Genomic DNA, 25,024 nt, shown 5'->3' with positions numbered 1-25,024 from the left:
AGTGCGGGACGCATAAAAACTAAACCGATTGGAGATAGATCCGAAGGCTGAGCATAAGAAATAGCTATATTTAGCTGGTAGCGAGCAGAGTTGCCGCTCCTCCTACCCGCTATAACGAGAGGAGTGGGATGACGAGCGTTAGAATGTCAAAGTAGGCCCATTGCTCTGATTTGACTCAGCCCGGACGGCTTCCAGAGCGTCGAAGAGCACCGAGCCAGGGGCACTGTAGCGTAGTCCCTGGCGGGCAAATTCATCCGCCTGCCGCGGCCGGGCCAATTCTAAATAACTCTGCGCCAGTAATAGATACAGTGCCGGCTCACGACGATCAATGCGTAAACCCCGCTCAGCACTGGCAATGGCGCCCTGGTAATCACCTGCCTGGTAGGCCAGGCCAGCTTGCTCGATTAACCCGTCCACCGCTGGATTGCGCTCTGGTGTCTGCTCCACCGCTTCGGTCGGGGCCTCGGATTCCTGCACCAAGGGGCCAACACAGCCCGCCAGTACCAGCATGGCAAGGCAAAATATAACCCGCAGAGTGTTACGCATATTGTTCTACTCCCAAAATCCCAGGGCGTATTTATAACCTCTCACAAGGATTAACGCCACAGTCTCTGCCACCAACTGGAGTTACTTCCGCTCGCCAACCGGCACGGTGCTGAACCACGGGGCTGCTGATCAGGTCGCAAGGGTAGCCAGGTGGCGCCTTCACAGTGCTCAGCGCTGAGCAAACCCGTGCTGCTGTCCAGCCAGTCAAAACTAATATCCGCAGGCGGCTCAAGGCCGACACTCTGGGTGGGCAGGGTGCGCATAAAATCCGCCCACACCTGCAGGGCACCGGCTGAACCGGTGAGCGGCGTCACGCCATTGTCATCCAAGCCAACCCATGCCACCGCCAAGTGCTGACCGCTGAAGCCGGCGAACCAGCTATCGCGCCGGTCATTGGTAGTGCCGGTCTTGCCCGCCAACATCAGGTCAGCGGGAAACTGATCGTACACTCGCCGACCAGTGCCTTCACGCAGCGCCAGTTGCAGCATGTATTGCAGCTGATAGCTGGACTGTGGAGAGAAGCGCTGCTCCAACTCTAGGGGATAGCGTCGCAGCCGCTGACCTTCGGCCGTTTGCACTTCGCGAATTACCCTAAGCGGGGTGTATACGCCATCGGCTGCCAAGGTGTGGTAAATGCCCGCTACATCCAGCGGCGCCATATCCACAGCGCCCAATATTATTGAAGGCACGGCGGGGATTGTGCCCTGGAAACCCGCCTGCCGGAGCGTGTCATACACCGTTTCCAACCCCAGCTCCATGCCCAACCGGGCGCTCGCTTGGTTATAGGATTGCGACAACCCTTGATACAGAGGCACATCGCCATGGCTCTGTAGGTTTGCGTTGCGAGGCTGCCAGACTTGACCGTCCCGAGCGGTCACGGTAACCGGCGCATCACTGATCAGCGAAGCCGGGTGGTATAGCTGGGGCTGCTCCAAGGCACTCAAATACACAAACGGCTTAATCAGCGACCCCACCGGCCTACGGGCGTCCAAGGCGCGATTAAAACCGGCAAAGCGCGGATTCTTGTCGCCCACCAACGCCAGAACTTCACCCGCCCCCACAGAAGTGACGACTAAGGCGCCTTGCAGGTCGGTGACACCATGAGCCTCTTCCAACTGCTCAATACGCTTTTGCACCGCCTGCTCTGCCTGACGCTGCACCATAGGTGACAAACTGGTGAATATACGCAGCCCCTCACTTTGCAGGTCCTCCTGCCGATAGTCGCGCCGCAGCTGCCGGTTAACCAAATCTATCACCGCCGGGTAAGTCTGTCGGCTGTAGGTACTGCTGGTCACAATCCCCAACGGCGCCTGAACGTATTGCTCCAGCTCGCGCGCGCTGATCAACCCCTCATTGGCCATCACCCTCAACACCAGATCACGACGGGCGCGAGCGCGCTCGGGGTTGCGCCAGGGATTGTAAAAAGATGCGCCTTTGGCCAACCCCACTAACAGAGCGACTTGAGGAGGTTCCAACTCTCTCAACGGTTGTCGAAAGTAGTGTTGCGCCCCCAGGGCAAATCCGTGCACGCCACGGGTGCCACTCTGGCCCAGGTAAATTTCATTTATGTAGGTTTCCAGGATCTCGGCTTTGCTATAGCGCCTTTCCAGCAACAGCGACATGATGGCTTCCTGAAGTTTGCGCTGGAAGCGTTGCTCCTGAGTTAGGTAAAAGTTTTTCACCAATTGTTGCGTGAGTGTGCTGCCGCCCTCCACGACTCGACCGGCGCGCAAGTTGGTCCAAGCGGCGCGTGCGATACCCGTGGGGGACAGGCCCCGGTGGTCGAGAAAACCCCGATCCTCCACTGCCAATAGCGTTTCACCCAGCAAGGGCGGAACATCTTCCAGTCGTATCAACAAGCGGTCTTCACCGTGAGCTGGGAAAATACCCCCAATCTCTTCCGGCTCCAACCGCACCAGACTCGCGCCGTCGCGGGCCTCCAAGTCGGTTATACGGTTTTGGCTGAGGGTCAGCGTGAAGCGGCGCGCGGGTTCGTTTTGATCCCAAAAATCAAAGCCGCGGCTGAACAGGTGATATTCAGTGGCGGCGCCTGCCTGACGGCGTGCATATTGCCCCGACGCGCTCACGCGCTCCACGGGCCGATAGCCCAGGGCGCGCAGCTCTTGCTCCAGGAGTTCCGGGGTGAGCGCCAAACCGCGATAAAGCTCCAAGGGGCGGGCGTACACACGGGCGGGTACGGCCCATTTTCGGCCATCAAATTTTTCCCGCACCTCGCGATCCAGGTACACCACCCAAAGGCTGAAGGACACCAATACGAAGCCGCAGGCAAGCAAACCCCAGCGGCGCACCCGGGTCCAGAATTGGCTGGCGGCTTTAACTTTTTTTCTGCGACGGCTGGTACGGCGCGGGCTACGGCGTTTGGTCATGGGTGTGGCGACTGCTCTGAAACGGGTTAAAACCCGCTGTTCTTTATTGGCGGGCGCTTATTTTGCATAATGTGGGCCCAAAGACCAAGGGACTAGATCCCAAACGACAACGAGGTAATTTATGCGCGACCACTATCATCTTTACGGCATAGGCGCCGCCCTGGTGGACATGGAAATCGCCGTCAGTGATCGGGACCTCACAGCCATGGCAGTACCCAAGGGCGTAATGACGCTGGTGGATGAGCCGCGCCAGGCGGAGCTGATTGACTATTTGCAGGATCATTTGGTGGCCTCCAGTCGCGCCAGCGGGGGCTCCGGTGCCAATACAGTGATCGCTGCCAGTTACTTTGGCTGCCGCAGTTTTTACTCTTGTAAGGTAGCAGACGATGAGAACGGCCGCTTTTATCTAAACGACTTGGCCGCCGCAGGCGTGGACACGCCCGCAGTTCGCCCGCCCAAGGGCATCACCGGCAAGTGCTTGGTGATGATTACCCCGGATGCCGAGCGCAGTATGCACACGTTTTTGGGTATCAGCGCGACATTATCCAAGAAAGAGTTACACGCGCCAGCCGTGAGTGCCGCCGACTATGTGTATATCGAGGGTTATTTGGTGTCATCGGACACCGGTCGTGCTGCGGCCATTGAGTTGCGCCATCAGGCTCGGGACCGCAAGGCGCTCACGGCGTTAAGTCTATCGGACCCGGCGATGGTGCAATTTTTCCGCGAGGGTTTGCTGGAGATGATCGGCGACGGAGTCGATTTGTTATTTTGCAACCAGGATGAGGCCATGGGCTTTACCGGCACCCACGATCTGGAGAGTGCGGCACAAGCTCTTCAAGATTATTGCAAGACGTTCGCGATTACTTGCGGTTCCGATGGCGCACTGGTATTTGACGGCCACCACTCTTACTCGATTGAAGCGCAGCCGGTCAAAGCAATCGATACGAACGGGGCCGGGGATATGTTCGCAGGCGCGTTTATCTATGCAATTTCCCACGGCCACGATTATCAAACCGCCGGCCGCTTTGCGAGCCTGGCAGCCGGTAAAGTAGTTACCCAATACGGACCCCGCCTTCGCCCAGAGCAGCATCAGGAGCTTAAGCGGGAGTTTTTTGGTTCACAAAGTTAAGACTTCCTGCGTGACCCTCCGCTGCCGCACCAAGGCGTACTTTCTTTAGAGTGCCATAGCTTGAAGGTTACTGGGGACGTGCAGGGTGAGTGTTCAGCAAGCCTCAAAAGAGGGAACCTTTTGAGGCAGTCTCCAGGGGCGGATTCACGACGGTTGCTGAACACTCACCCTGCGCGGCCCCGGGGCTTGCTTACGAAGTCGCTAATTAGCTTAATTGTTCTGGACATTAGTGCGCGCAGGCGGGAGTCCATCAGTTCACAGGTATATGGATTCCCGCTTTCGCGCATTGCTGTCCGGAATAATTTTGGACAGATGGTGGAAACCCAAGAATTGCGCGGCTTCGTCCCAGTTTTTAATGTCAGACACTCGAAAACTAGCGGCTAGCGAGTAGGCGCTTCCCGCTGGGGTTTTAGTCGAGTGCTACGAGTGGGGCAGGCACACCCGGACACGCCGTGAACCCCTCCCTGGGGGCTTGACGCAGACTTCCTGTCTGCGACAGTCCGGGAATGCCTGCCCCACTCTCCGCGGTGCCAACCTGAAAGTTTCGGGAAATAAGGGAGTAAGGTATAACTTCAGCACACTGAAATGGTTTTTTGCCTCGCTGGAATGACGCAGAGGTACGAGGATCTTTTTATCGTCATCTCCGCGAAAGCGGAGATCCAGCAGAACAACTTCGAGTACCGATGAGCAGCACTCCACCAAAGCTCCGAACGTCTGCGGAATCAGAACTTAGTAGAGTTTTGTTGTAAACGAAAAAAGTCGTCAACTCGGAGTTTACCTCCAAAGCCTTGGCCTGCAACTCCTCCAGCTATTCCCCCTAATTTATTCCGGACAGCAGTGCGCTTTTGCGGAAATGACGTAGTAATACAGGCTGGCGGCGTAGCGCAGCTAACGCCTTCCGCATACAGGACAATCAGGATCACGAGCCAATTTAAGTTCACGCCATTGCGCGTGGCGGGCATCGAACAGTAGCAATCGGCCGGTTAAACTCGTACCAAAACCCACCAACAATTTAATGGCCTCCAGTGCCTGCATTGAGCCTACCACCCCCACCACGGGCGCCAGCACACCATTCGCCGAGCAGGTTAAATCTTCTTCACTTTGCGTATGGTAAAGGCACCGATAACAGGGGCTGTCCTCGCGGCGAGAATCAAACACCGCCACTTGGCCTTCCAAACGTACTGCCGCTCCTGACACCAACGGAGTACCCGTGGCGACGCAGGCGGCATTTAATTCAAAGCGGGTAGTAAAATTATCGCTGCAATCCAACACCAAATCGACTTGTTCAAGCTGACGATGCAACGCCTCGCCTTCGAGGCGCTCCTGTATGCACGTCACTTGAATGTCAGGATTCAATTCCCGCAAAGCCTGCGCAGCGGAAGTCACCTTCGGCTCACCGATACGATCCGTAGTGTGAATAATTTGCCGTTGCAAATTGGTCAAGTCGACGGCATCAAAATCGGCGAGCACCAAATGCCCCACCCCTGCGCCGGCGAGGTACATCGCCACCGGTGCGCCCAAGCCGCCGAGGCCGAGAATCAATACACGGGAGGACAGCAGTTTTTCCTGCCCATCAATGTCCACATCTGGCAACAGTATCTGCCGGCTGTAGCGTAAGAGCTGTTCATCGTTCACAGTGCGTCTCCCCCGAAACAGCCATAAGTGATTCGTTCCTGATCGCCATAATCTTTTCGTGTTTCTACTTTGTCGTAACCCAACTCCGTCAGCACCTGTCGAACCGCTTCACCCTGCTCCCAACCGTGTTCCAATAGCAGCCAAGCGCCTGGAGCCAGAAACTGCCGCGCGGTTTTAGCAATTTGTTGAATATCCGCTAAGCCCTGATCGGCGGCGACCAAAGCGGAACGAGGCTCAAAGCGTACATCACCCAGATCCAGATGCGGATCATCCGGCGCTATGTAGGGCGGGTTGGCAACAATGGCCTGATAAAGGGTTTGTTTTGATACGGCGGAAAACCAATCGCTGACCGTAAACGAAGCATTACTGAAGCCCAAGCGTTCGCGATTTCGCTCTGCCAGTGCCACCGCCTCCGGCGACACATCCAGCCCTTGAACCAACCAAGCGGGACGCTCGCTGGCCAACGCTAACGCTACGGCGCCGGTGCCCGTGCCAAGATCCAACACGCGCTGTGTTTGAGTGGAGTTACCCAAACATTCCAGAGTCACCTCCACCAACAACTCCGTGTCCGGGCGCGGGATCAACGTACTCGAATTGACTTCCAACGGCAGCGACCAAAATTCACGCTGACCAAGAATGTACGCTAGCGGCTCGCCTTGTGCGCGACGCTCCAGGTACTTTTTGAATAAAGTCAGCTGTGTTTCGGTCAGGTCTTTTTCCGGCCAGGTGTAAAGCCAGGTACGACTGCGATCCAACACCTGGCACAGCAGCAGTTCCACATCCAATCGCGCAGAATCGCTGACGTGCTCCAACTGCGCCGACCAAGCCAGGCACTGGCCTACACTTACTGTTGAGTCCTGGCTGTTCGGCACCCCGCCCATTACTCAGCCAGGGTCGCCAACAGGTCAGTTTGGTGCTCATTGACCAAGGCTTGAATCACCTCATCCAAACTACCCTGCATGACTTCATCGAGTTTATAAAGAGTCAAGTTGATGCGGTGATCGGTGAGCCGACCCTGGGGGAAATTGTAGGTGCGAATACGTTCGGAACGGTCACCACTGCCGACCAGTGAACGGCGTTCATCGGAGATGCTCTTGGCCGCTGACTCCTCGCTTTGTTGCTTAAGCTTCGCCGCCAGTAGTGACAGAGCGCGGGCGCGGTTTTTATGCTGAGAACGCTCGTCCTGACATTCCACCACTATGCCTGTGGGCAGGTGTGTCACCCGAATGGCGGAGTCGGTTTTGTTAACGTGCTGACCACCAGCGCCTGAAGCGCGGAAGGTGTCCACGCGTATATCCGCCTTGTTGATATCCACTTCTTCCAGGGCATCCGGTTCGGGCATCACGGCCACGGTGCACGCCGAGGTGTGAATGCGCCCCTGAGACTCCGTGGCCGGTACGCGCTGAACCCGGTGCGCGCCGGATTCAAACTTAAGTTGGGCGTACACCCCTTGGCCGCTGACCCGGCTAATAATTTCTTTGTAGCCGCCGTGCTCGCCTTCACTTTCACTGAGCACTTCGATTTGCCAGCGTCGCTGTTCAGCGTATTTGCTGTACATGCGGAACAAGTCACCCGCAAAAATGGCGGCTTCGTCACCGCCGGTACCGGCTCGAATTTCAAGGAATACGTTTTTTTCGTCGTCGGGATCTTTGGGCAACAGCAGCCGCTGCAACTCCTCCGCGAGAGGTTCAAGCTGCTCCTCGCAAGCATAGAACTCCTCCCGGGCCATTTCCCGCATGTCGCTATCGCCTTCCTGCATGAGGGTTTCGGCCTCGGCTTTCTCGGCAAGCACTAGCCGGTAGCGTTCCAACTGCTGCACCACGGGCTCCAGCTCGGCGAACTCTTTGGAGAGGTTCCGAAATTTTCCCTGATCGGCAATGGTATCCGGGTCAGACAGCAATGCACTGACTTCTTGATAGCGCTCTGCGAGGCGGTCCAGTTTTTCCAATATCGATGCTTTCATTCAGTCTCGCTTGTCTTCTGTCTCTTTATCGGGAGCATTGCCGGCCAGATCGTCGTCCGACAGGTCAAACAGCTCCCGGGCAATTTGGATTACGTCCGCGCGGCCTTGGGTACTGGCCTCGCGCAGGTTCGCACTGGGCGTGTGCAGTAATTTATTGGTTAAGTTGCGGGCCATTTGCGTCAGTATCTGCTCGGGATCACCCCCGGCGGCCAAAACGCGCAACGCTTTTTCCAGCTCCACATCCCGATAAGATTCGGCCTGATGGCGGAATGCTTTGATGGTGGCCACGGCATCTCTGGCACGCAGTTGGTCGCGATAGTGACTGACGCCTTCAGCGATGATGCTTTGAGCTTTATCCGCGGCGGCAACTCGAGATTGCTTATTTTGATCGATAACCTCATGCAGGTCATCCACGGTGTATAAATAGACGTCGTCTAAACGGCCCACTTCCGCTTCGATATCCCGGGGCACGGCGATGTCGAGCATAAACATGGGTTTGTGCTTACGCTTTTTCAACGCGGATTCCACCGCGCCTTTACCCAACAAGGGCAACTGGCTGGCGGTCGAAGAAATGACAATATCGGCCCGGTGCAGTTGTTCGGGAATATCCGCGAGCAAAATCGCCTCTGCGGCAAACTCTTGGGCCAAAGCGTGCGCCCGCTCCAAGGTACGGTTGGCCACGATCAGGCGCGTCATGCCCTGCTCGCGTAAATGCCGCGCCACCAACTGAATGGTTTCTCCGGCACCGATCAGCAGCGCGGTATCCTCTTTTAAGTCGGAAAAGATTTGCTGGGCCAGAGTTACCGCCGCGTAAGCAACCGACACGGGGTTTTCACCGATGCCCGTTTCCGAGCGCACCCGCTTGGCAATGCCAAAAACCTGCTGAAACGCAGTGTGCAGCACGCCGCCAATGGTACCCGCCTGGCTGGCCACCGCATAAGCTGACTTCATTTGCCCAAGGATTTGCGGTTCTCCCAGCACCAGGGAGTCCAGCCCACCGGCGACCTTCATCATATGGCTGACCGCCTCCTCGTCACGGAAACAGTAGCAGCAGCTGCTTAGGTCATAATCGCCCATCTGGTTGTGCTCAACCAACCAGCGCGTTAACTGCTCCGCCTCGGCTTCGCTGGCGGCGTAAATCTCGGTGCGATTACAGGTGGACAGTATCGCCACCTCCTGCAATTGCGCCTGCTCGCGGGCCTGCCGCAACGCTTGCTCAAGGGTTTCGGGGGCGAACGCCACCTTCTCCCGGATGGCCAGGGGCGCTGTGGTGTGATTGATGCCGAAGGCCAGTAGGGTCATAAAACGCGAAGCAGTTACCAATTGGAGGCGTCATTGTCCGGCCCCAAGACACCCCTGACAAGAGGAAGTTTTTACAGGTGCCGGCCCTTGGACCTTGCGGAACGCGGAATTTACCTCCATCTTTACACTCCAAAGACCGTTCGCGCACCCCCGGGCTGGAGATAAAGTGCTGCTGTGTTTATGATGTTTCATCAACTTGGCACTTTTTGAATGCCCCCATGGACCCACTGTCAGCATGAAAAAACATTCCCTGATCATCGCCGCCCTGGCCTCGGGCCTGCTTGTGGCTTGTGCCCAGCAGCCCACGGAAGAGCACCCGCATGAGCCTGAGCCGGAGCCAAGGCACGCACCGGATACCTGGGAGGCGGGGGTCACCCCACAGATACCACAGCTCAAGGCGCCCACACGCCCCTTTACCAGCGAGACGCTGTACGCGCTCCTGGCAGCAGAGCTGGCGGGCAGTCGCGAACGTTTTGACATTGCCCTGGCGAATTACGTGCAACAAGCCCATCAGACCCGTGACCCCCAGGTAGCGGCGCGCGCCACCCATATTGCGCGTTTTCTAAACGCGGAAAAGGAAGCTCTGGACGCTGCCCTTCTGTGGGTAGACATTGTGCCGCACGACACCGAGGCGCAGATCAACGCCGCCCTAGCGCTGCTGCAAAATGGCCGTTTGCAGGAAGCGTTCGCCATGTCCCGCAAGCTGCACGCCCAGGGGGAGCCGACCCTATTCCAAAACATCGCCGCCAGTGCGGCGGAAGCCACGGACATTCAGCGAGAGACTCTACTCTCCTCCTATAAACAACTGCTGAACGAATACCCGAACCATCAGGAACTGCTGGTGGGCACCGGCCTGCTTGCGCACCAATTGGGCCAACCGGAGGAAGCGCTAACTTATGCCCGGCGCGCCCTAGCGCGCAGTCCCCGCAGCACCGGCGCCGCCTTGCTGGAAACCAACATTCTCTACCAGCTGGGACAATATAATGAAGCGGTCAAACGCATCGAAAGCGCCCTTGAGCACCAGCCAGACAGCTTGCGCCTACGCCTTCAATACGCGCGTTTGCTGACGCAAAAGGATCTCGGCAAGTCCCAGGAACAATTTGAAATCCTGGTGGATAAAGCCCCCCAGGATCCCGATCTGAGGCTTTCCCTGGGTATTGTGTCTATGGAGCGGGGCGACTTGAGCACAGCCAAACAGAGTTTTGACGCGCTCCTCGACCTCGGCGAGCATGTGTCCCCCGCCCACTATTATTTGGCGCAAATGGCGGAGCGGGACGATGACCTCGACCAAGCCGTACTGCACTATTTACAGGTTCAGCCGGGCGGCGACTTTCTCTCCGCCACTGTGGACCTGCTGGACATCTTTATGCGCCAGAACGACCCGGAGAGTGCCGACGAGCACATGAACCGGCTGCGCAACCGCTTCCCGGACCAAGCCGAAGGGCTCTACCTTTTGCAGGTGCGGGCATTGACTGAGCACCAGCGCCACGACACTGCTGAGGCATTGCTGGATCGGGCGTTGCACACTTATCCCACCAGCAGCGACTTACTCTACGCTCGCGCCATGCTCTACATCGGGCAGGATCGCCTGCAAGAAACCAAGCAAGATTTGCGTCAGATTCTCACTTATGACCCCAACAATGCCGCCGCCTTAAATGCGCTCGGGTACACAATGGCGGACAACAATCTCAATCTGGATGAAGCGGAAGAGTTAATCCGCAAAGCCCTGGCACTGATGCCTGATGACCCTGCCATCCTGGACAGCATGGGATGGGTACTTTACCGCCAAGGCAATCCGAAAGAGGCCCTGCCTTATTTACAGAGAGCTATGGATGCCTACCCGGACCAGGAAATCGCGGCCCACCTGGGCGAAGTGCTCTGGGTGCTCGGCGAACGGGAGAAAGCTCGGGAAGCCTGGAACAAAGGGCTGGAAGAGGACCCCGACAGCGAGCTGATTCCCGCCACCAAAAAGCGGCTGGGAGTGCCTGAATGATCCATCGGTGGCCACTGGCAGCACTATCGTTGTTGCTGCTGGGAATTGTTGGCTGTGCGCCTCACACCCTCAAGCCCATTGACAGCTGGGAAGAACATCAAGCGCGTGTAGCGGCTTTGGAAAGCTGGCAGATCAGCGGCAAACTGGGCGCCCGCCTGCCCGACAACAGCGGTAGCGCACGACTGCGTTGGGATCAGGACCGAGATGAGTTCCGCATTGATCTAAGCGGCCCCTTTGGGCAGGGGCGCACCGTTATTACCGGCACGCCAGGCTCTGTGACCCTTGACCAAGGTGACGACGAACTACTGGAAGCGGCGAGCGCTGAGGAGCTGATTTGGCTGGCCACCGGCTGGCTGGTGCCGGTGGACCAGTTGCTCTATTGGGTGCGCGGCGTCCCCTCCCCGGAAACCCAAGCGCGCCGCATGAAAAGGGATGACGACGGCCTGCTGTCCGAACTGGAACAGGACGGCTGGCATCTACGCTACAGCAACTACACTCTAGTGGACGGCCACTGGCATTTACCCCGGCGAATCATTGCCAGCCGGGACGAAGTACGCTTGACCCTGGTTATCCACAACTGGTCCCCGCACCATGCCGAGCTTCGCTGAGGCGGGAACCCTTGAGTAAAGCCTCTCATCAAAAAAACCGCATACGCGCAGATTGGGCACGAAACCCGTTATGTTCGAACCTCTAAGCCTGAGTGCGCCCGCCAAACTCAATTTGTTTTTGCACATTACCGGCCGCCGTGCAGACGGTTATCACCTGTTGCAGTCGGCGTTCCAATTGTTGGACTTTGGCGATCAACTACATTTCGCTCCCCGGGCGGACACACGCATAGAGCTCAGCCCCACCCTCCCGGGTGTTGCTCCCAAGGACAATCTCATTGTGCGCGCCGCCGAGCTGTTGCGAGCGCGCAGCGGCGTGAACGCCGGGGTAAATGTAACGTTAGACAAACGTTTGCCTATGGGTGGCGGCCTGGGTGGCGGCAGCAGCGATGCGGCTACGACCTTGGTGGCCCTGAACCACCTCTGGCGCTGCGGCCTGACTCGGCAGGAGTTGCAGGAGTTGGGCTTGCAACTGGGTGCGGACGTGCCGGTGTTCGTCGGGGGGCAAACCGCCTGGGCGGAGGGCATCGGGGAGCGACTTACCCCCCTCAATCTGCCCTCCCGCTGGTACCTGGTCATCGCCCCTCAATGCCAGGTGGCCACGGCGCGTGTTTTTTCACACAAAGATTTGACAAGAGACACACCGAACATTACAGTAGCGGCCTTTCTTGGGCAGGGTGGTCGGAACGACTGTCAGCCATTGGTCAGACGCTTGTATCCCGCTGTGGATGAAGCCCTGAACTGGCTAGAACAGTTTGCCCCCCATGCTCAGATGTCGGGAACCGGCGCGTGCATTTTTGCCGCTTTTGATTCGGCACAAAAGGCGCGTGAAATACTGGCTCAGGCACCCACACACTTGCCGGGTTTTGTCGCCCGCAGTGTGGATCGATCGCCGGTGTACGAGTTGCTTCCCGACTAGAAAAGATCTAAATCTACTGGGGCGTAGCCAAGCGGTAAGGCAGCGGGTTTTGATCCCGTCATGCGAAGGTTCGAATCCTTCCGCCCCAGCCATATTTTCAGTAGCGCCTGGCGTGCCAACGCGGCGACACTAGCAGCCATGTCCATTGATGCCTCCCCTATCCCTGTCTTTTTCGAGCTGTTTCCCGAACGGGCCGGAACAGGTATAAGCCGTCGATGGTTATTCAGGCCGTTGTAGAGCGGAACAAAACAACCACAACACTAGCAGGTACCAGACGTGACTGAGCTAATGGTATTCACCGGCAACGCCAACCCGGAGCTGGCCCAAAAGATCGTGGACTTTCTGGGCATTCCCCTGGGAGATGCTTCAGTATCCCAGTTCTCGGACGGTGAAATTGCGGTCGAACTGCACGTCAATGTGCGCGGTCGGGATGTGTTTGTGGTACAGCCCACCTGCGCGCCGACCAATGACAACCTGATGGAATTGATCATCATGGTCGACGCCCTGCGCCGAGCGTCAGCGGGGCGAATTACCGCTGTGGTGCCCTACTTTGGTTACGCCCGCCAGGATCGGCGTGTGCGCTCCGCCCGGGTACCCATTACGGCTAAAACGGTTGCCGACATGATGGTGGGTGCTGGCATTGATCGCCTGCTAACCGTAGATCTGCACGCCGAGCAGATTCAAGGCTTCTTTGATGTGCCCGTGGACAACGTCTACGGCTCACCGGTATTGCTGGAAGATATTGAAAAACAGAATTTCGATGACCTGATCGTGGTCTCACCGGATATCGGCGGCGTGGTGCGCGCCCGGGCGGTGGCCAAACAATTGGGTGTGGACCTGGCCATTATCGACAAACGTCGGCCCAACCCCAACGTCGCCGAGGTAATGAACATCATCGGTGAAGTGGATGGCCGCACCTGCCTGCTGGTGGACGATATGGTCGATACCGCCGGTACCTTGTGCAACGCCGCCAAAGCTCTGAAAAGCGAAGGCGCGAAAAAAGTCGTCGCCTACTGTACCCACCCGGTGCTGTCAGGTAAGGCTATCGACAACTTGAACAATTCCCAGCTGGATGAGTTGGTTGTGACTGACTCCATTCCGCTGAGCGATGCGGCTCGCCAATGCAAACGTGTGCGCCTGCTCACCTTGTCGCGCATGTTGGCTGAAGCGGTGCGCCGCCTGAGTAACGAAGAATCCCTGAGCGCCATGTTCCGCTAACGCGGAGCGGGTGCTCGGATAACCACCGCCGCGACAATGGTGTTGCGGCGGTTTTAGCAAACCCCGCAGTGCGGTTCTGGTCGCGGACCCCTGTGGATTATTGAGGACTGACCAATGTCTGAAGATTTTATTTTGAATGCCGAGGCCCGTGACGACTTGGGGAAAGGTGCGAGCCGCCGCCTGCGTCGTCTGGAAGCCAAAGTGCCCGCCATTGTGTATGGCGGCAAACAGAAGAAGCCGATGAGCATCGCCATCAGCCAGAAAGAGCTTACCAAGCACTTGGAAAGCGAAGCCTTCTTCTCGCACATTATTGAGTTGAAAGTGGGCGACAAGTCCGAAGATGTCATTCTGAAGGACCTGCAACGCCACCCAGCCAAGGGTTACACCATGCACGCGGATTTCTTGCGTGTATCCAAAACCCACAAGCTGCAAACCAGCGTACCTTTGCACTTCCTGAACGAAGACACCTGTAAAGGCGTTAAGCTCCAGGGTGGCAAGATCGTACACAACATGGTTCAGCTGGAAGTCAGCTGTCTGCCCGCCAACCTGCCGGAATTCATTGAAGTGGATCTGGCCGATGCGGAATTGGGCCAGGTGGTGCACATCTCCGACCTGAAACTTCCCAAAGGCGTCACTTCAGTCGCTCTGTCCCACGGCGCGGACCACGATTTGCCCGTGGTTGCCGTGAACAAGCCTAAAGGCGCTGCGGTAGACGATGCGGAAGAAGCTGGCGAGTCCGAGGAAGGCGAAGCCTAAAACAGCTGAGCGAGGTTAGCACTGGTCATGGACACTCCGCTGCAACTCATTGTGGGGCTGGGTAATCCCGGCCCCGAGTACGACCGGACCCGTCATAACGCCGGTGCTGACTTTGTTGCTGAGCTGGCGCGCCGTAACGGCGCCAGCCTCAGCCCGGAAAGCAAGTTCTTTGGGCTAACTGCCCGCATCCAAATCCAGGGGCGCGACCTGCGCCTCTTGATTCCCACCACGTTTATGAATCGCAGTGGTCAGGCCATTGGCGCACTGGCACAGTTTTATAAAATCCCCCCCGAAGCCATTCTTGTTGCCCATGATGAGCTCGATCTACCCCCCGGTACCGCGCGTCTCAAGCACAGCGGCGGCCACGGCGGCCACAACGGTCTGCGCGACACCATTAAAGCCTTGGGGAACAACCGTGACTTTAACCGTCTCCGCTTGGGAATCGGCCATCCTGGTTCTGCGTCGCAAGTGGTGGTCTATGTACTAAAGAAGGCGGAGCCTGACGATCAGCGCCTCATCGAGGATGCCATTGACCGGGCAATTGATGTGATGCCTGAACTGACCAAAGGTGAATGGGCTGCCGCAATGAACCGGCTACACACCAAAGCTTAACCTGCCCCATCCATTTCCATGCGATTTCGGCCCTTGTGCTTGGCACGGTACAGCGCGTCATCGGCTCGGCTCAGAGCATTGTCAATGGAACCCTGGTCGACGTCCACCATGGCAATCCCGCCGCTCACGGTACAGGCAATTTCGTCATCGAAAACTTGGATGGATGGTTCAGCCACACAGGCGCGCAAGCGTTCAGCCACCTTTTGCGTCGCTTCCCGGTCACTATTTGGCAGCAAAATCGCAAACTCTTCGCCGCCGATACGCCCGAGCAGGTCTCCCTCCCGCAAAACGTCGCGCCAACGCTGACAAACCGTCACCAGCACGACATCGCCCGCTGCATGGCCATAGCGGTCATTGATGCTTTTGAAGTGATCCAAATCAATCATGAGAATGGCCAAGGGGTGTCGGTACCGTTTTGCCCGGGCCAACTCGTCGGAGGCGCAAGACAAAAAGTGGCCGCGGCTCATCTCGCCGGTCAACTGGTCGCGCCAAGCCAACTCCCGCAGCGCCGCCTCTACCCGTTTGCGCTCAGTGATGTCCCGGAAAAACCACACGCGCCCCAAGTACCGATTGAGATCGTTGTGTAAACCCACGGAGTGGCGCTCCAGCACCCGCCCATCCTTCAGTTCAAGCTCACAGTGGTCCCTTGCCGAAGGTGTGGCATACAGCTCCATAACCCGCTTTATGAAAGCGTCCGGGTCCTTAAGCTGAGCCAGGGCAGCGTGCATTAAACGATCCTCGGGAACCGTGCCATCGTCGCTGGAGTGGTAATCTAGATGATCTATGGAGATTTTCCACGTCTCGATAAAGCGCTGATTGTAGGACACCACCACACCCTGCTCGTCGACCACGAGAATGCCGTCTGGAGAGGCTTCTTGAATGGCACGCAGAAGCGAGCGGTCGAACTCTGGGCCGCGCCGACCGGGAGCTTGGATGTGGCCTGCCAGCCCGAGCTCTAAATCTGCCACGGGGCTTCTAGGCCGATAGACGTGTTGAAAAGCGGTACATTGTGCATAACCTATCCTTAAGACACACTCAGTGAAGAGAACCCTATTATTCGCTGGTGGTCAATACATCCACTACGACCACGCAATTAGGCCCCGCATTTTTATCGTGTTATACCACATCCCCTTTAGTGGCACCATGATCCTTGTCAAGCCGGAGCGCGCTTAATTTCTGGGGCCATAGAGTCCAATGGGTGTGATCTGTATAATCGCGCCTTCAGTCAGTCATCGGGTACAGCAACATGGGTTTTAACTGCGGCATAGTCGGCCTGCCCAACGTCGGCAAATCCACGCTTTTCAACGCGCTCACCAAAGCGGGCATAGGCGCGGAAAACTTTCCTTTTTGCACCATCGAGCCCAATGCCGGGGTGGTGGCGGTTCCCGATCCGCGCCAGGATCGCCTGGCCGAAATCGTCAAACCCGAAAAAGTCATCGCCACCACCATGGAGTTCGTCGATATCGCCGGACTGGTGGCGGGCGCCTCCAAGGGCGAAGGTCTGGGCAACAAATTTCTGGCCAACATCCGTGAGACCGACGCCATTGCGCACGTGGTGCGCTGCTTTGAGGACGAGAACGTCATTCACGTGGAAAACACCATCAACCCCGCGGCGGATATTGAGGTGATCAACACCGAGCTGGCCTTGGCCGACCTGGATACCGTGGATAGAGCCCTGCAGCGCTTCGCCAAAGCCGCCAAAGGCCAGGACAAGCACGCCATCGCCATGAAGGCCCTGCTGGAAAAGGTTCAGCCACACCTGGACCAGGCGAAGCCGCTACGCTCCTTTGGCTTGGACAAGGATCAACTGGCACTGTTGGGCGAGCTGAATCTGCTCACCGTCAAACCCACCATGTACATCGCCAACGTGGACGAAGAAGGCTTTGAGAACAACCCCTACCTGGATCAGGTCAAGGCCATTGCCGCCGAGGAAAACGCCGTCGTGGTGCCTATCTGCAACAAGCTGGAAGCGGAAATAGCCGAACTGGACGATGACGAGAAAGCCGAGTTTCTGGGCGAAATGGGCATGGACGAACCCGGCCTCAACCGTGTGATTCGCGCCGGCTACGACCTTCTAGGACTGCACACCTATTTCACCGCCGGCGTGAAAGAAGTGCGCGCCTGGACCATCCCCATTGGCGCCACCGCCCCCCAGGCCGCCGGCAAAATCCACACGGACTTCGAAAAAGGCTTTATCCGCGCCGAAGTGGTAGCCTACGACGACTTTATCGCTCACAAGGGCGAACAGGGCGCCAAAGACGCCGGACGCTGGCGCCTGGAAGGCAAGGAATACGTGGTGAAGGACGGGGACGTGGTGCACTTCCGGTTTAACGTCTAGTCAAAAAAGGCGAGGAAATCGAGCCCCACGGGGCTTGACTTTGGGGCGCCCTCTGGCCAAAATACGCGCCCTTGAAGTGGCTAGGTAGCTCAGCTGGTTAGAGCACAGCATTCATAATGCTGGGGTCGGCGGTTCAAGTCCGCCCCTAGCTACCACTATTCGGAGGGCTAGCAGGTTAGTAACTGCTAGCCCTTTTTTATTGGGTAAGCACAGGGTAAGCAGCAAAAAATAATTTCCACGCAACAAAAATCCCCGCCTTCCGGCATTATTCTTTTTGAATCAATTACTTACATACTTTTCTGCGTACCATGCGTAAAGATGTGGTGCCGTGCTTGTTGGTGTAGGTGCGGCTCACGGGAAGAGTTTTTTAGTGGCCTCTCCGTGCTTGAATCTAATGTGCATACCTTCAGCCCAGAATGGCGGCAGCAGAAATAGACGATTCGTGTTTAGGGGGTGGTACAAGGGATCTCTCACCGTGCTGAGCAATGGGCTCACGTAGCCGCGCAGTCGGCTCAAGTGGCCACGTTGTGTGCTACCTAATTCTTTGGCGTACCCGGTTAAAAACGCGGCAGCAATCATCGCGTGTAAATCTAGGAACTCTTCCGCTTGCGGGTGGGTCTCGCCGTCAAGTATGCCGGTATATACAGACGCTACTTCTTCGCACACCACCAACAGCCCGTCCATGCCAGCCAGAAAAGCGCCCAGGGTGTCCTTGGGGTTACTCGAGTATTCGGCCTGAAGGGTATTGCGCACATCCTCAAAAGCGCCCTCCTTAGCATCCGGCGGCGAATAGTCCTCTATCAAAGAGAGCCACGACTCTTCGTCCTCTGTGGCGTCAATTACGGCGTCCGCCATCGACACCAGTATGGGTAATGAGTCGCTTGCGCGGTTTCGATAACACCAGCTCACTATCCGGGCAACGCGCCACTTGTACGAACCGCCAATGCCCTGAGAGATTATTGGGTCAAAGTCAGTCATACGTCAGAACTCCTTCATTCTCGATTAATCGTGAGCAGTCGCGTTTTTTCATAAGCTCGATCTTTTTGGTATCCGGTATAAGCTGCGGGTACTGCTCGATTAACTGCTTACGGCGGACAAGGCCAGGGGGGCCAAGCAAGGATTGATTGAGCTCGAACATGTTGGTGCGCGATTGAAGCTCACCAGTAAGAAAAGTTAGTTCCGCACCACTGAGGGCCGCGGACTTGCGTTTACGTTGTCGGGATAGTCTGGGGTTTGGCATAGTTAGCTCGGCGGTGACAGGTCTAAGTTCAAGCTGCGGAAAATCGCCAGTATGTGGCGCCGCGCTTCGGTGCACTCCTTTAACAGTGGGTGCGGTCTGACAGTCCCTCGGCGCGATCCTGGCGCGGATAAACCGTCTTCCTTGATTTGCTTTTGACAGGCGCGCAAGTGGTCCAGGGTCTCGCCAAGCTGAAGCAATAGCGCTTGACCAGCGCTGTCGTCCAGGCTGTAATCTGCTTGCAGATCACGCAGCAACCGTTTTGATTCGGCGCTGAGGTGAGCCGGTACGGCATCAGTTATCGGTATTACCTTTGACATTTTGGAGCCCTGCAAAAAACAAAACTTGGTCGTGTGGCTGAATAAACGGCTACCCCGCTGGTCTGGAGCGGGAAGGCTCCGCAAACGGCAATGGCCCCTCCCCACCTACACAGCACAGCATCAATGCAACGTCTTCTGTTCATCTATCGGCACGAGTGCAGCCATGATGTGGTCAACCGTCAGGCCAAGCGGTACAGCTAAGTCCTTGAGTACAGCGGCTACTCTCTCGCCATTGTTAAGGCGCTCTATAAGCTCCCGTGCTGCTGCCTTCTTTTCCTCTGGCATATCGCTTGCTGCCAGCTCTCTCTCAAATGCTTCTGCTGCTTCTTGCTGATTCATAGTGCTGCCTCTGTGAGTGAATGAGTGCCCGTCGCGGGAGGCCAATGGGTTACATTGGTTAAAGGTTCCTCCCCACGGGCTGACGGGGTTTAGGCTGAAGAACCGGGCACTAACCGTCTAATCCCAGCCGATTACGGCCATTTCTCCAACTGCGGGAACAGCAGGAAGTCTTAGGCGGGTATCACGCCCTTGATTGCACAAAACGCTTCAGGGTGTCGCACCTGAATGTCCATCCGGAAGTGAGCCAGGAAACCAATCTGATTGTTGTCCGCGTATCGCTCGCGCAACACTTCAATGCGCAAGTCAGAGCGTATGCCAACCATCATCTGAGAGAAGTTGCCGATAATCACGCTAGATGCGTTCTCGGCTGTTCCCTGGGTTTCGTCGATGGGCAGTGTGGTGGTAATGCGCCGGGCGATTTCTGACACTGAGGGCGGCATAACCAGTGACGTATTGTCACCACTTAGGCCGGTTTTCAGTTTGCGAAGGTCACGGGCTGTACGCGGGTGCATGGCGCTCGCATAAGGTCCAGGCACGTTGTCCAGCTCCAGCTCATAGATTGCATCCAACCATGGATCGTAATCAGTGAAGGCCGCGCCGTTGGTGCCCATTTCCATTTCGTTGATACCTGAAATATTCAGGATGCCGCGCGGCTCGTCACTTGCACCAGAACCTTGCAGGGCAGCCCGGTCAATTTCCAGTGCGGCAGCCTGGGCGAATGCTTGCATCAGGATTTGCTCGACGTTAACCGAGTCTTCCAGCACTTCACGGGATGCCTTCACGATGGCTGCGCAAGATTTGGCTGTAAACAACACGCGGCTAAACGTTGGATCGCTGCCACCTACTGCCGCGTTCTCGGCTCGCCATGCAAAGCCGGGGTCGCTCGCGAGCTTGGCAATCTGCAACGTTTCGCTTGTCATTGGTACAGTGATTGCGCCGCTCTGGATCGCCACGGATTGCGCACGTAATGCGTCAATGAACTGGCTTGCCAAAGGTGCCGGCACTGTCCAGCCTCCGGCACTGTTCGTGCCTTCGCTTAGGGCTCGGCCCTCGGCTTCATTCCTTGCACCAAATACAAGGGCGCGAACACCACCACCAAATGACAGGCTGGAATCAGTACCCTGTGAAATACGCTCATTGGGCGCATAGGTGCGAATCTCTTTGCCTTCCTTGTCTCGCCATACATCGGAACGACTGTCGCCGGCCAGGCTCCCATCACCGCGCACGGTCATGTCTTCGCCAATGGGCCGGCGGGTATCGCCACCATGGGCGCGAGGGCTCTTGTCGTTGAGCTGGCCACGGGTATCTAGCTCGCCCTGTATGGCGCCGTGTGCAGCCATAAGGCCATCAACAGCGGACTCGATCTCCCGCGCTTCAAGTTCGGAGGTGCTGTCGATAATGGTGTCCAGGAGCTGGCGGGCCGTAACTGCCAACGTCTTTTTGCGTTCGTGCAATTCATTCCATTGGAGCGTGTGCGGTTCCATTACCTCAAGGTCAGTAAAACCAGCTTTGCGGAGTTGTTCGCCAGCACGTTTTTTAACAGCGAGTCGCTGATTGGTGGTTAGATCGTTAAACATGTTGTTGCCTCATTTCTGAGGGCGGGGGCCAGAACGCAAAAAGGCGCGGCCAACCCACCCATTAAACAATTAATGGTTTAGGTCAGTCGCGCCCCGCATAGCAGTGCCAAACTGGTGTCCGGGTCCGCGAGCTCCCATAGGGATAACCGCGTTGCCAGAATTCGTTCTGTGTTTGCAGCCTAGCATAGCACTGTCTGCTTGTACAGGCTCGTCAGGCCGCCTTGGCTTCTTCCTAGAAGTTAGGATTCTTTGTTGCCGCTGCCATAATTCCCGTCTGTGTTTGGCTGAAACTTTATTGCTCATGGTTGCTCCTGGTTATCTAAGCTAGTGTCTATCTCGGCTTCATCCCAGCGCCTTCTGGCTGCTCTCAGCGCCTCGTCTCGGGTCATTGGGTGGGGGCAGATCATCTTGCAGGATCCGGTGCCAGTGGTTACTCGATACCAGCGGCTTGCTTGGTAGCTTCCAGGGGTATCTCTGGCGGTAGGGCTCAATTCTCTGGTTTGCATCAAAAAAGCCTCCCGCACACTGGGAAACTGAAAACCAAGAAAACTAGAAAAACTAAGAAACATAAAAAACTGGGAAACTTAGTCACAGAGCGGGGTGTAGGATTCTTGCCCACCACAAGCCCTGAGTGATGGAAATTCAGTTTTCCAGTTTTCCTGTTTCCCAGGGGGTGGGTGCAGATCATCAATTGACACCCCAATTGAGTTGGTAAACGTGCCGGTTCTTGTCTTCCACGTTTACATGCCAGAATTGGTGCTTTGAAGTGTCGTTCCCGGTGTGGTCACTAAGGGCTCGAATAACCTTGCGCCTTGTGAGTCCTGACCTTGAGCACGCCTCTTTAACTAAGGGCGTCTTCTGAGTGAACCCGGCCTTGATCGCCTCCTTGATCGCCTCAACCGCTTCTCTGTTTCGATCTAGGGTAATATCCAGGCGACGGCGCAGTTCCAGCTCCTCGCGCTCCTGATCGTTTACAGCGCGAACTGAGGCCAGCCGTTCAAAGTAGGTTACGCCCTCACCAGCGTTGTACTCATAGACCGCCTCTTGTGCGACGTCCCCCCGGCTTTTGAAATTCTCAAACTTAACGCTGCGGGTGCCGGTTGCCTTATCGTCCGTCAAAACTTCCAACGTAAAAGCACAATCGGCATCATCTACCAGATCACTGGTTCCGGCAAATATCACCTTGCCATCTGCGTCTGCGTGTTTATTGACGTGGGCGAGCATAATCACTGTTCCGCCGTGGCTTACAAACTGGCGAACGGCATTACCAAAGATGGAGGCTTTATCCTTGCGCATTAGGTCAGCAAACTTCTTCACGGTGTCCAATATCAACACCTTGCCTCGTGCTTCGCCTGTTTCCATCAATTCAGCCAGTACACCCGCCAACATGTCAGCGCGGAACTCGTTATAGCCTGGCGCCAGCATCATAAAACCGTGCTGTTCTGCCAGTTCGAGCTTATGGGTCAGTCCTTTGTGGTTGTCGTCGGCGTTGATATAGAACACGTCCTCGCCGCGCATCTCGCCCAACTGTATGTTGTGGATAATCATCCAGATAACCAGCAAGGTTTTACCGGCATTCGGGCGGGCATAAATAACCGTGCTTTGGCCTAGCAGTGCAATGGTTCCCATTACAAACTTGTCGTCCAGCATTCGGAGTTTCATTTCTCCGGCCTGCCCGTTAAGCGTAAAGCGGGATAGCATCGACGATATGGGCTGGAGCTTATCCAGGTAATGCGGATCTTCTCTGTGGTCATTGGGATCATTGCCACGATCATCTTTTGGCAAGGTTGCCTTTCTAATCGTTGTCATGCGTCCACCTCCTGGAGAATTACAATCTCGCTTGGCTGGTGAACTTCTCCGATTTTTCGCGCTGTATTTTCGAGCTGGCTTTTACCAAAGGATGCCGCGCATACTGAATTACCTTTGCAATGGTGAAAAGCCATAGAAACGGCACTTGCCCAGCCTTCGGCAACGTACCAGGAGGACGCTTTGTTAAGGGTGTTGCCAAGTAATAGACAACCGCCGGACACTCTGCCAAAGCTTTGTTTTTCGCCCTCTGAATTAATGCACTGAACGCCCTGTAGCTTTCCGGTTTCGATAGAGTAGATGGGAACGATAATGCAATCGGCTTGTTTGCCGATCAGCTTGCCGGAAGCAATACCACGTGCTGCGCCAGCGGCCCAATCAATGCCTTTTCTTTGAGCATACTCATGGCCTGCTACAACATCGTCGTCATAGTCAGAAGCGAGCCACAATTCAAGCGCGTAGCGTTGCGTATTGGACGCTATCGGCTTGGGCGCGGGCTTTGGGTTAGGTATAGGGCGAAGCGGCTTAGGATCGCTTTGAGGGCTCCATCCGTAGCGTTTCGCCAAGTAGACAAGAGAGCCAATTTTTATTGCACCAGGATTGAACGATTGCCATGCCGTCCGCGCAGATGCCGGTTTGTAATTATCGGCGCTTTGCGACCAGTCGTCCCATACAGAAAAGCCGGAATCGTCAAATTCTGAATGAATTGCCATTCCAGCCTTTTGCCATTCGTCGTAGTCATCGGCGGGAATGAATGACAACATCTGCCGCACATCATCAAGCGATAGCGATTCCGTTTTGGCTGTACTATAATTCGAGGTGTTAGAAAACTTATCTGTGCCCTGGCCGTTAGAGCGTCCGGGGTATTTTTTTGTCTGCATTATGCACCGCCTGCCAGTGATTCACTGGTACTGTTGACGGGTGCGGAGGTTTTAGCCTCAGCCCAAGCAATTAGATCATCAGGAGTGTATAGGACGCGCTGGCCAAATTTTCGGAATGATGGGCCGCCGCCAATGCAAGCATATTTGGCAAGCGTCCGAGGGCTAACAGGGAATCCCTGGTTGGTGAGAAATTCCGCGCTTTCAGTGCGGCTTAGTTTTGACTTGATCGACATATTGGACTCCAAACGTTACTGTGTTTGGAGTCAATTTACTTTCGTGCCATGGGGCGGGATAGGATATTAAAAAATGTTTTATTTTGACTTTGGTTTACGTGTGGGTTTGCTTCCCAAACCTCTGCTTTATAGTCTCTTCCCAAATCCGAACAACGGTTGAAACTTTAATATTCACTCCGTATTCGCGCATTATCTCAGCGACCAGCGCACAGGCAGTCATACCGGTTTCATTTCCGTTGCTGTACTCAGGCAGATATTTTGTTGCCTTGTAGACAGCCATTACTATAGCTGAATCCCTGCCGTCGTTTTTATATGGGTCTGGCCCCGTTCTCTGCACAGTTGGCCGGGGATTATTGCCATTAAGTAGATCCAAGACAAAACTCTCCAGCAGTGCAGGAACCGGCTCATGCCGCCTTATAAACTGTTCTGAAATTTGCTTGCACGCCTCCCATGCAATCGAATCATGAATGGAATCTTTAACCAGGGATCGTAGGTTATCTTGATTTTCGGCTGTGAGTTCCGTCAGGATGTAATCCCTCTCCACCGGGAATCTAGCTCCTGCCTCAATTGCCGCGCCCAATCCTCGGAATTCCAGACCACTCCAAGAGAGATGGCTTTGCCTGCTGTCCAAGTACTCCCTTACTACTCGACGCGCATTTTCTTCATTCGTCATAAATTCGCCTTTCAAGTAACCAAAGGGCGACCAAAGCCGCCCCAGTGGCGTTAGTGCTTTGATGCTTCGTCGATCTGCTTGTGCGCTGCCGCCACCCTCTCAGGTGACCAACCAAGCTCTCCGGCTAAAAAATCAACGACTTCGTGTTCATCATCACCGCCTTGTAGACGCTTGAATGCGGCAAGGAACGCTTCCCGCTGCGCCGGCGGCATCTGCTTGTACCCTTCCGCTATCATTTCCGCATTTTGCTCTGGAGTCATTTTCTCGTCGCTCATGATTGCACCTCCTCTTGGCTTAGCTTAGCTTCGATTTCGTCCAGTTCACGCCGCACTGAGTCGGCGACGATTTCACCAAGGTATGACATGCCGCCAATTGCCTTTTGGTTGTACTGCGCGTCGTTTTTAAGCTCCTGTAGACCGGCAAACAGGCCGCCCAAACCAGAGATGCTGAGTTGTATCCGATTGATTGTGTCCTGTACATCACCCGGGCCGGGGGATTGCTGTGTGGTAACATCTTGTGTAGCCATGATTGACTCCTTAGTCAGTCAGTTGTGGT

24 protein-coding genes and 2 tRNA genes are annotated in these 25,024 nt (G+C 56.0%); 10 read left to right on the top strand and 16 right to left on the bottom strand.

Annotated features, from left to right (window positions below; genetic code table 11):
- Positions 1 to 138: 138 nt before the first annotated feature.
- Both RBH33_RS13095 and mrcB read right to left on the bottom strand, forming a co-directional pair.
- Complete coding sequence (locus RBH33_RS13095; RefSeq protein WP_306732654.1) at positions 139 to 546, bottom strand: tetratricopeptide repeat protein; 408 nt, start codon at positions 544 to 546, stop codon at positions 139 to 141.
- 50 nt (positions 547 to 596) lie between these two features.
- Positions 597 to 2,933, bottom strand: a complete 2,337-nt coding sequence (gene mrcB / locus RBH33_RS13090; RefSeq protein ID WP_306732653.1) for a penicillin-binding protein 1B — start codon at positions 2,931 to 2,933, stop codon at positions 597 to 599.
- 121 nt (positions 2,934 to 3,054) lie between these two features.
- On the opposite strand from mrcB, the gene RBH33_RS13085 reads away from it, so the two are divergent.
- A complete protein-coding gene (locus tag RBH33_RS13085) occupies positions 3,055 to 4,062 on the top strand; it encodes an adenosine kinase (protein WP_306732652.1) in 1,008 nt (335 codons plus the stop codon).
- Positions 4,063 to 4,950: 888 nt separating this feature from the next.
- Here RBH33_RS13085 and RBH33_RS13080 read toward each other — a convergent pair.
- Genes RBH33_RS13080 through hemA form a run of 4 tightly spaced genes read right to left on the bottom strand, consistent with a single transcriptional unit; the run spans position 4,951 to position 8,962 of the window.
- The gene (locus tag RBH33_RS13080; RefSeq protein ID WP_306732651.1) at positions 4,951 to 5,697 is read right to left on the bottom strand and encodes a HesA/MoeB/ThiF family protein; all 747 of its coding nucleotides are present in this window, start codon (positions 5,695 to 5,697) and stop codon (positions 4,951 to 4,953) included.
- A complete protein-coding gene (gene prmC / locus RBH33_RS13075) occupies positions 5,694 to 6,569 on the bottom strand; it encodes a peptide chain release factor N(5)-glutamine methyltransferase (RefSeq protein ID WP_306732650.1) in 876 nt (291 codons plus the stop codon). The genes RBH33_RS13080 and prmC overlap by 4 nt, the downstream gene beginning before the upstream one ends.
- An 8-nt stretch (positions 6,570 to 6,577) precedes the next feature.
- Complete coding sequence (gene prfA, locus RBH33_RS13070; protein ID WP_306732649.1) at positions 6,578 to 7,660, bottom strand: peptide chain release factor 1; 1,083 nt, start codon at positions 7,658 to 7,660, stop codon at positions 6,578 to 6,580.
- A complete protein-coding gene (hemA, locus tag RBH33_RS13065; RefSeq protein WP_306732648.1) occupies positions 7,661 to 8,962 on the bottom strand; it encodes a glutamyl-tRNA reductase in 1,302 nt (433 codons plus the stop codon).
- A 235-nt stretch (positions 8,963 to 9,197) separates the two neighbouring features.
- On the opposite strand from hemA, the gene RBH33_RS13060 reads away from it, so the two are divergent.
- The 7 genes from RBH33_RS13060 to pth all read left to right on the top strand — a co-directional run bounded on the left by RBH33_RS13060 (position 9,198) and on the right by pth (position 15,065).
- Complete coding sequence (locus RBH33_RS13060; protein ID WP_306732647.1) at positions 9,198 to 10,955, top strand: tetratricopeptide repeat protein; 1,758 nt, start codon at positions 9,198 to 9,200, stop codon at positions 10,953 to 10,955.
- Entirely contained in the window at positions 10,952 to 11,563 is a 612-nt protein-coding gene (gene lolB / locus RBH33_RS13055) for a lipoprotein insertase outer membrane protein LolB (RefSeq protein ID WP_306732646.1), read from the top strand. Before RBH33_RS13060 ends, lolB begins: the two co-directional genes overlap by 4 nt.
- 70 nt (positions 11,564 to 11,633) lie before the next feature.
- The gene (gene ispE, locus RBH33_RS13050) at positions 11,634 to 12,479 is read left to right on the top strand and encodes a 4-(cytidine 5'-diphospho)-2-C-methyl-D-erythritol kinase (protein WP_306732645.1); all 846 of its coding nucleotides are present in this window, start codon (positions 11,634 to 11,636) and stop codon (positions 12,477 to 12,479) included.
- 17 nt (positions 12,480 to 12,496) lie between these two features.
- Positions 12,497 to 12,571: transfer RNA gene (locus RBH33_RS13045), tRNA-Gln, on the top strand.
- Between the two features lie 196 nt (positions 12,572 to 12,767).
- Positions 12,768 to 13,697, top strand: a complete 930-nt coding sequence (locus RBH33_RS13040) for a ribose-phosphate pyrophosphokinase (protein WP_306732743.1) — start codon at positions 12,768 to 12,770, stop codon at positions 13,695 to 13,697.
- 114 nt (positions 13,698 to 13,811) lie between these two features.
- Positions 13,812 to 14,453, top strand: coding sequence for a 50S ribosomal protein L25/general stress protein Ctc (locus RBH33_RS13035; RefSeq protein WP_306732644.1), 642 nt, complete (start codon positions 13,812 to 13,814; stop codon positions 14,451 to 14,453).
- A 27-nt stretch (positions 14,454 to 14,480) separates the two neighbouring features.
- Entirely contained in the window at positions 14,481 to 15,065 is a 585-nt protein-coding gene (gene pth / locus RBH33_RS13030) for an aminoacyl-tRNA hydrolase (protein ID WP_306732643.1), read from the top strand.
- Here the strand turns inward: pth and RBH33_RS13025 are convergent.
- Positions 15,062 to 16,033, bottom strand: a complete 972-nt coding sequence (locus RBH33_RS13025) for a GGDEF domain-containing protein (protein ID WP_306732642.1) — start codon at positions 16,031 to 16,033, stop codon at positions 15,062 to 15,064. The genes pth and RBH33_RS13025 overlap by 4 nt on opposite strands.
- 278 nt (positions 16,034 to 16,311) lie before the next feature.
- Here RBH33_RS13025 and ychF point away from each other — a divergent pair, with 278 nt between their 5' ends.
- Together ychF and RBH33_RS13015 are read left to right on the top strand one after the other, a co-directional pair.
- On the top strand, positions 16,312 to 17,403 hold the full coding sequence (gene ychF / locus RBH33_RS13020; RefSeq protein ID WP_306732641.1) for a redox-regulated ATPase YchF: 1,092 nt from the start codon (positions 16,312 to 16,314) through the stop codon (positions 17,401 to 17,403).
- A gap of 78 nt (positions 17,404 to 17,481) precedes the next feature.
- Positions 17,482 to 17,558 (top strand) — tRNA-Met (locus RBH33_RS13015).
- A 196-nt stretch (positions 17,559 to 17,754) separates the two neighbouring features.
- Here RBH33_RS13015 and RBH33_RS13010 read toward each other — a convergent pair.
- From RBH33_RS13010 to RBH33_RS12970, 9 genes are all read right to left on the bottom strand, one after another.
- Entirely contained in the window at positions 17,755 to 18,381 is a 627-nt protein-coding gene (locus RBH33_RS13010) for a hypothetical protein (protein ID WP_306732640.1), read from the bottom strand.
- 264 nt (positions 18,382 to 18,645) lie between these two features.
- Complete coding sequence (locus tag RBH33_RS13005) at positions 18,646 to 18,960, bottom strand: hypothetical protein (RefSeq protein WP_306732639.1); 315 nt, start codon at positions 18,958 to 18,960, stop codon at positions 18,646 to 18,648.
- Positions 18,961 to 19,080: 120 nt separating this feature from the next.
- The gene (locus tag RBH33_RS13000; RefSeq protein WP_306732638.1) at positions 19,081 to 19,299 is read right to left on the bottom strand and encodes a hypothetical protein; all 219 of its coding nucleotides are present in this window, start codon (positions 19,297 to 19,299) and stop codon (positions 19,081 to 19,083) included.
- A 170-nt stretch (positions 19,300 to 19,469) separates the two neighbouring features.
- Positions 19,470 to 20,876, bottom strand: coding sequence for a phage major capsid protein (locus RBH33_RS12995; RefSeq protein ID WP_306732637.1), 1,407 nt, complete (start codon positions 20,874 to 20,876; stop codon positions 19,470 to 19,472).
- 687 nt (positions 20,877 to 21,563) lie between these two features.
- Entirely contained in the window at positions 21,564 to 22,685 is a 1,122-nt protein-coding gene (locus RBH33_RS12990) for an AAA family ATPase (protein WP_306732636.1), read from the bottom strand.
- Entirely contained in the window at positions 22,682 to 23,563 is an 882-nt protein-coding gene (locus RBH33_RS12985) for a PriCT-2 domain-containing protein (RefSeq protein ID WP_306732635.1), read from the bottom strand. Before RBH33_RS12985 ends, RBH33_RS12990 begins: the two co-directional genes overlap by 4 nt.
- Positions 23,564 to 23,890: 327 nt before the next feature.
- Positions 23,891 to 24,469 (bottom strand): hypothetical protein, encoded by a 579-nt coding sequence (locus RBH33_RS12980; protein ID WP_306732634.1) that lies wholly within the window; start codon positions 24,467 to 24,469, stop codon positions 23,891 to 23,893.
- A 50-nt stretch (positions 24,470 to 24,519) separates the two neighbouring features.
- A complete protein-coding gene (locus RBH33_RS12975; protein WP_306732633.1) occupies positions 24,520 to 24,744 on the bottom strand; it encodes a hypothetical protein in 225 nt (74 codons plus the stop codon).
- The gene (locus tag RBH33_RS12970) at positions 24,741 to 24,995 is read right to left on the bottom strand and encodes a hypothetical protein (RefSeq protein ID WP_306732632.1); all 255 of its coding nucleotides are present in this window, start codon (positions 24,993 to 24,995) and stop codon (positions 24,741 to 24,743) included. The genes RBH33_RS12975 and RBH33_RS12970 overlap by 4 nt, the downstream gene beginning before the upstream one ends.
- Between the last annotated feature and the right edge of the window lie 29 nt (positions 24,996 to 25,024).

This window comes from Marinimicrobium hydrolyticum, from assembly GCF_030848505.1.
Classification (GTDB): domain Bacteria; phylum Pseudomonadota; class Gammaproteobacteria; order Pseudomonadales; family Cellvibrionaceae; genus JAVDDU01.
Note: the sequence above shows the minus strand (reverse complement) of the source record. Positions and strands in the feature narration are given on the sequence as shown.

Coding starts and splice junctions, on each gene's coding strand:
- RBH33_RS13095 (WP_306732654.1), bottom strand. CDS start 546: ATGCGTAACACTCTGCGGGTTATATTTTGCCTTGCCATGCTGGTACTG.
- mrcB (WP_306732653.1), bottom strand. CDS start 2,933: ATGACCAAACGCCGTAGCCCGCGCCGTACCAGCCGTCGCAGAAAAAAA.
- RBH33_RS13085 (WP_306732652.1), top strand. CDS start 3,055: ATGCGCGACCACTATCATCTTTACGGCATAGGCGCCGCCCTGGTGGAC.
- prfA (WP_306732649.1), bottom strand. CDS start 7,660: ATGAAAGCATCGATATTGGAAAAACTGGACCGCCTCGCAGAGCGCTAT.
- hemA (WP_306732648.1), bottom strand. CDS start 8,962: ATGACCCTACTGGCCTTCGGCATCAATCACACCACAGCGCCCCTGGCC.
- RBH33_RS13060 (WP_306732647.1), top strand. CDS start 9,198: ATGAAAAAACATTCCCTGATCATCGCCGCCCTGGCCTCGGGCCTGCTT.
- lolB (WP_306732646.1), top strand. CDS start 10,952: ATGATCCATCGGTGGCCACTGGCAGCACTATCGTTGTTGCTGCTGGGA.
- ispE (WP_306732645.1), top strand. CDS start 11,634: ATGTTCGAACCTCTAAGCCTGAGTGCGCCCGCCAAACTCAATTTGTTT.
- RBH33_RS13040 (WP_306732743.1), top strand. CDS start 12,768: ATGGTATTCACCGGCAACGCCAACCCGGAGCTGGCCCAAAAGATCGTG.
- RBH33_RS13035 (WP_306732644.1), top strand. CDS start 13,812: ATGTCTGAAGATTTTATTTTGAATGCCGAGGCCCGTGACGACTTGGGG.
- pth (WP_306732643.1), top strand. CDS start 14,481: ATGGACACTCCGCTGCAACTCATTGTGGGGCTGGGTAATCCCGGCCCC.
- ychF (WP_306732641.1), top strand. CDS start 16,312: ATGGGTTTTAACTGCGGCATAGTCGGCCTGCCCAACGTCGGCAAATCC.
- RBH33_RS13010 (WP_306732640.1), bottom strand. CDS start 18,381: ATGACTGACTTTGACCCAATAATCTCTCAGGGCATTGGCGGTTCGTAC.
- RBH33_RS13005 (WP_306732639.1), bottom strand. CDS start 18,960: ATGTCAAAGGTAATACCGATAACTGATGCCGTACCGGCTCACCTCAGC.
- RBH33_RS13000 (WP_306732638.1), bottom strand. CDS start 19,299: ATGAATCAGCAAGAAGCAGCAGAAGCATTTGAGAGAGAGCTGGCAGCA.
- RBH33_RS12995 (WP_306732637.1), bottom strand. CDS start 20,876: ATGTTTAACGATCTAACCACCAATCAGCGACTCGCTGTTAAAAAACGT.
- RBH33_RS12990 (WP_306732636.1), bottom strand. CDS start 22,685: ATGACAACGATTAGAAAGGCAACCTTGCCAAAAGATGATCGTGGCAAT.
- RBH33_RS12985 (WP_306732635.1), bottom strand. CDS start 23,563: ATGCAGACAAAAAAATACCCCGGACGCTCTAACGGCCAGGGCACAGAT.
- RBH33_RS12980 (WP_306732634.1), bottom strand. CDS start 24,469: ATGACGAATGAAGAAAATGCGCGTCGAGTAGTAAGGGAGTACTTGGAC.
- RBH33_RS12975 (WP_306732633.1), bottom strand. CDS start 24,744: ATGAGCGACGAGAAAATGACTCCAGAGCAAAATGCGGAAATGATAGCG.
- RBH33_RS12970 (WP_306732632.1), bottom strand. CDS start 24,995: ATGGCTACACAAGATGTTACCACACAGCAATCCCCCGGCCCGGGTGAT.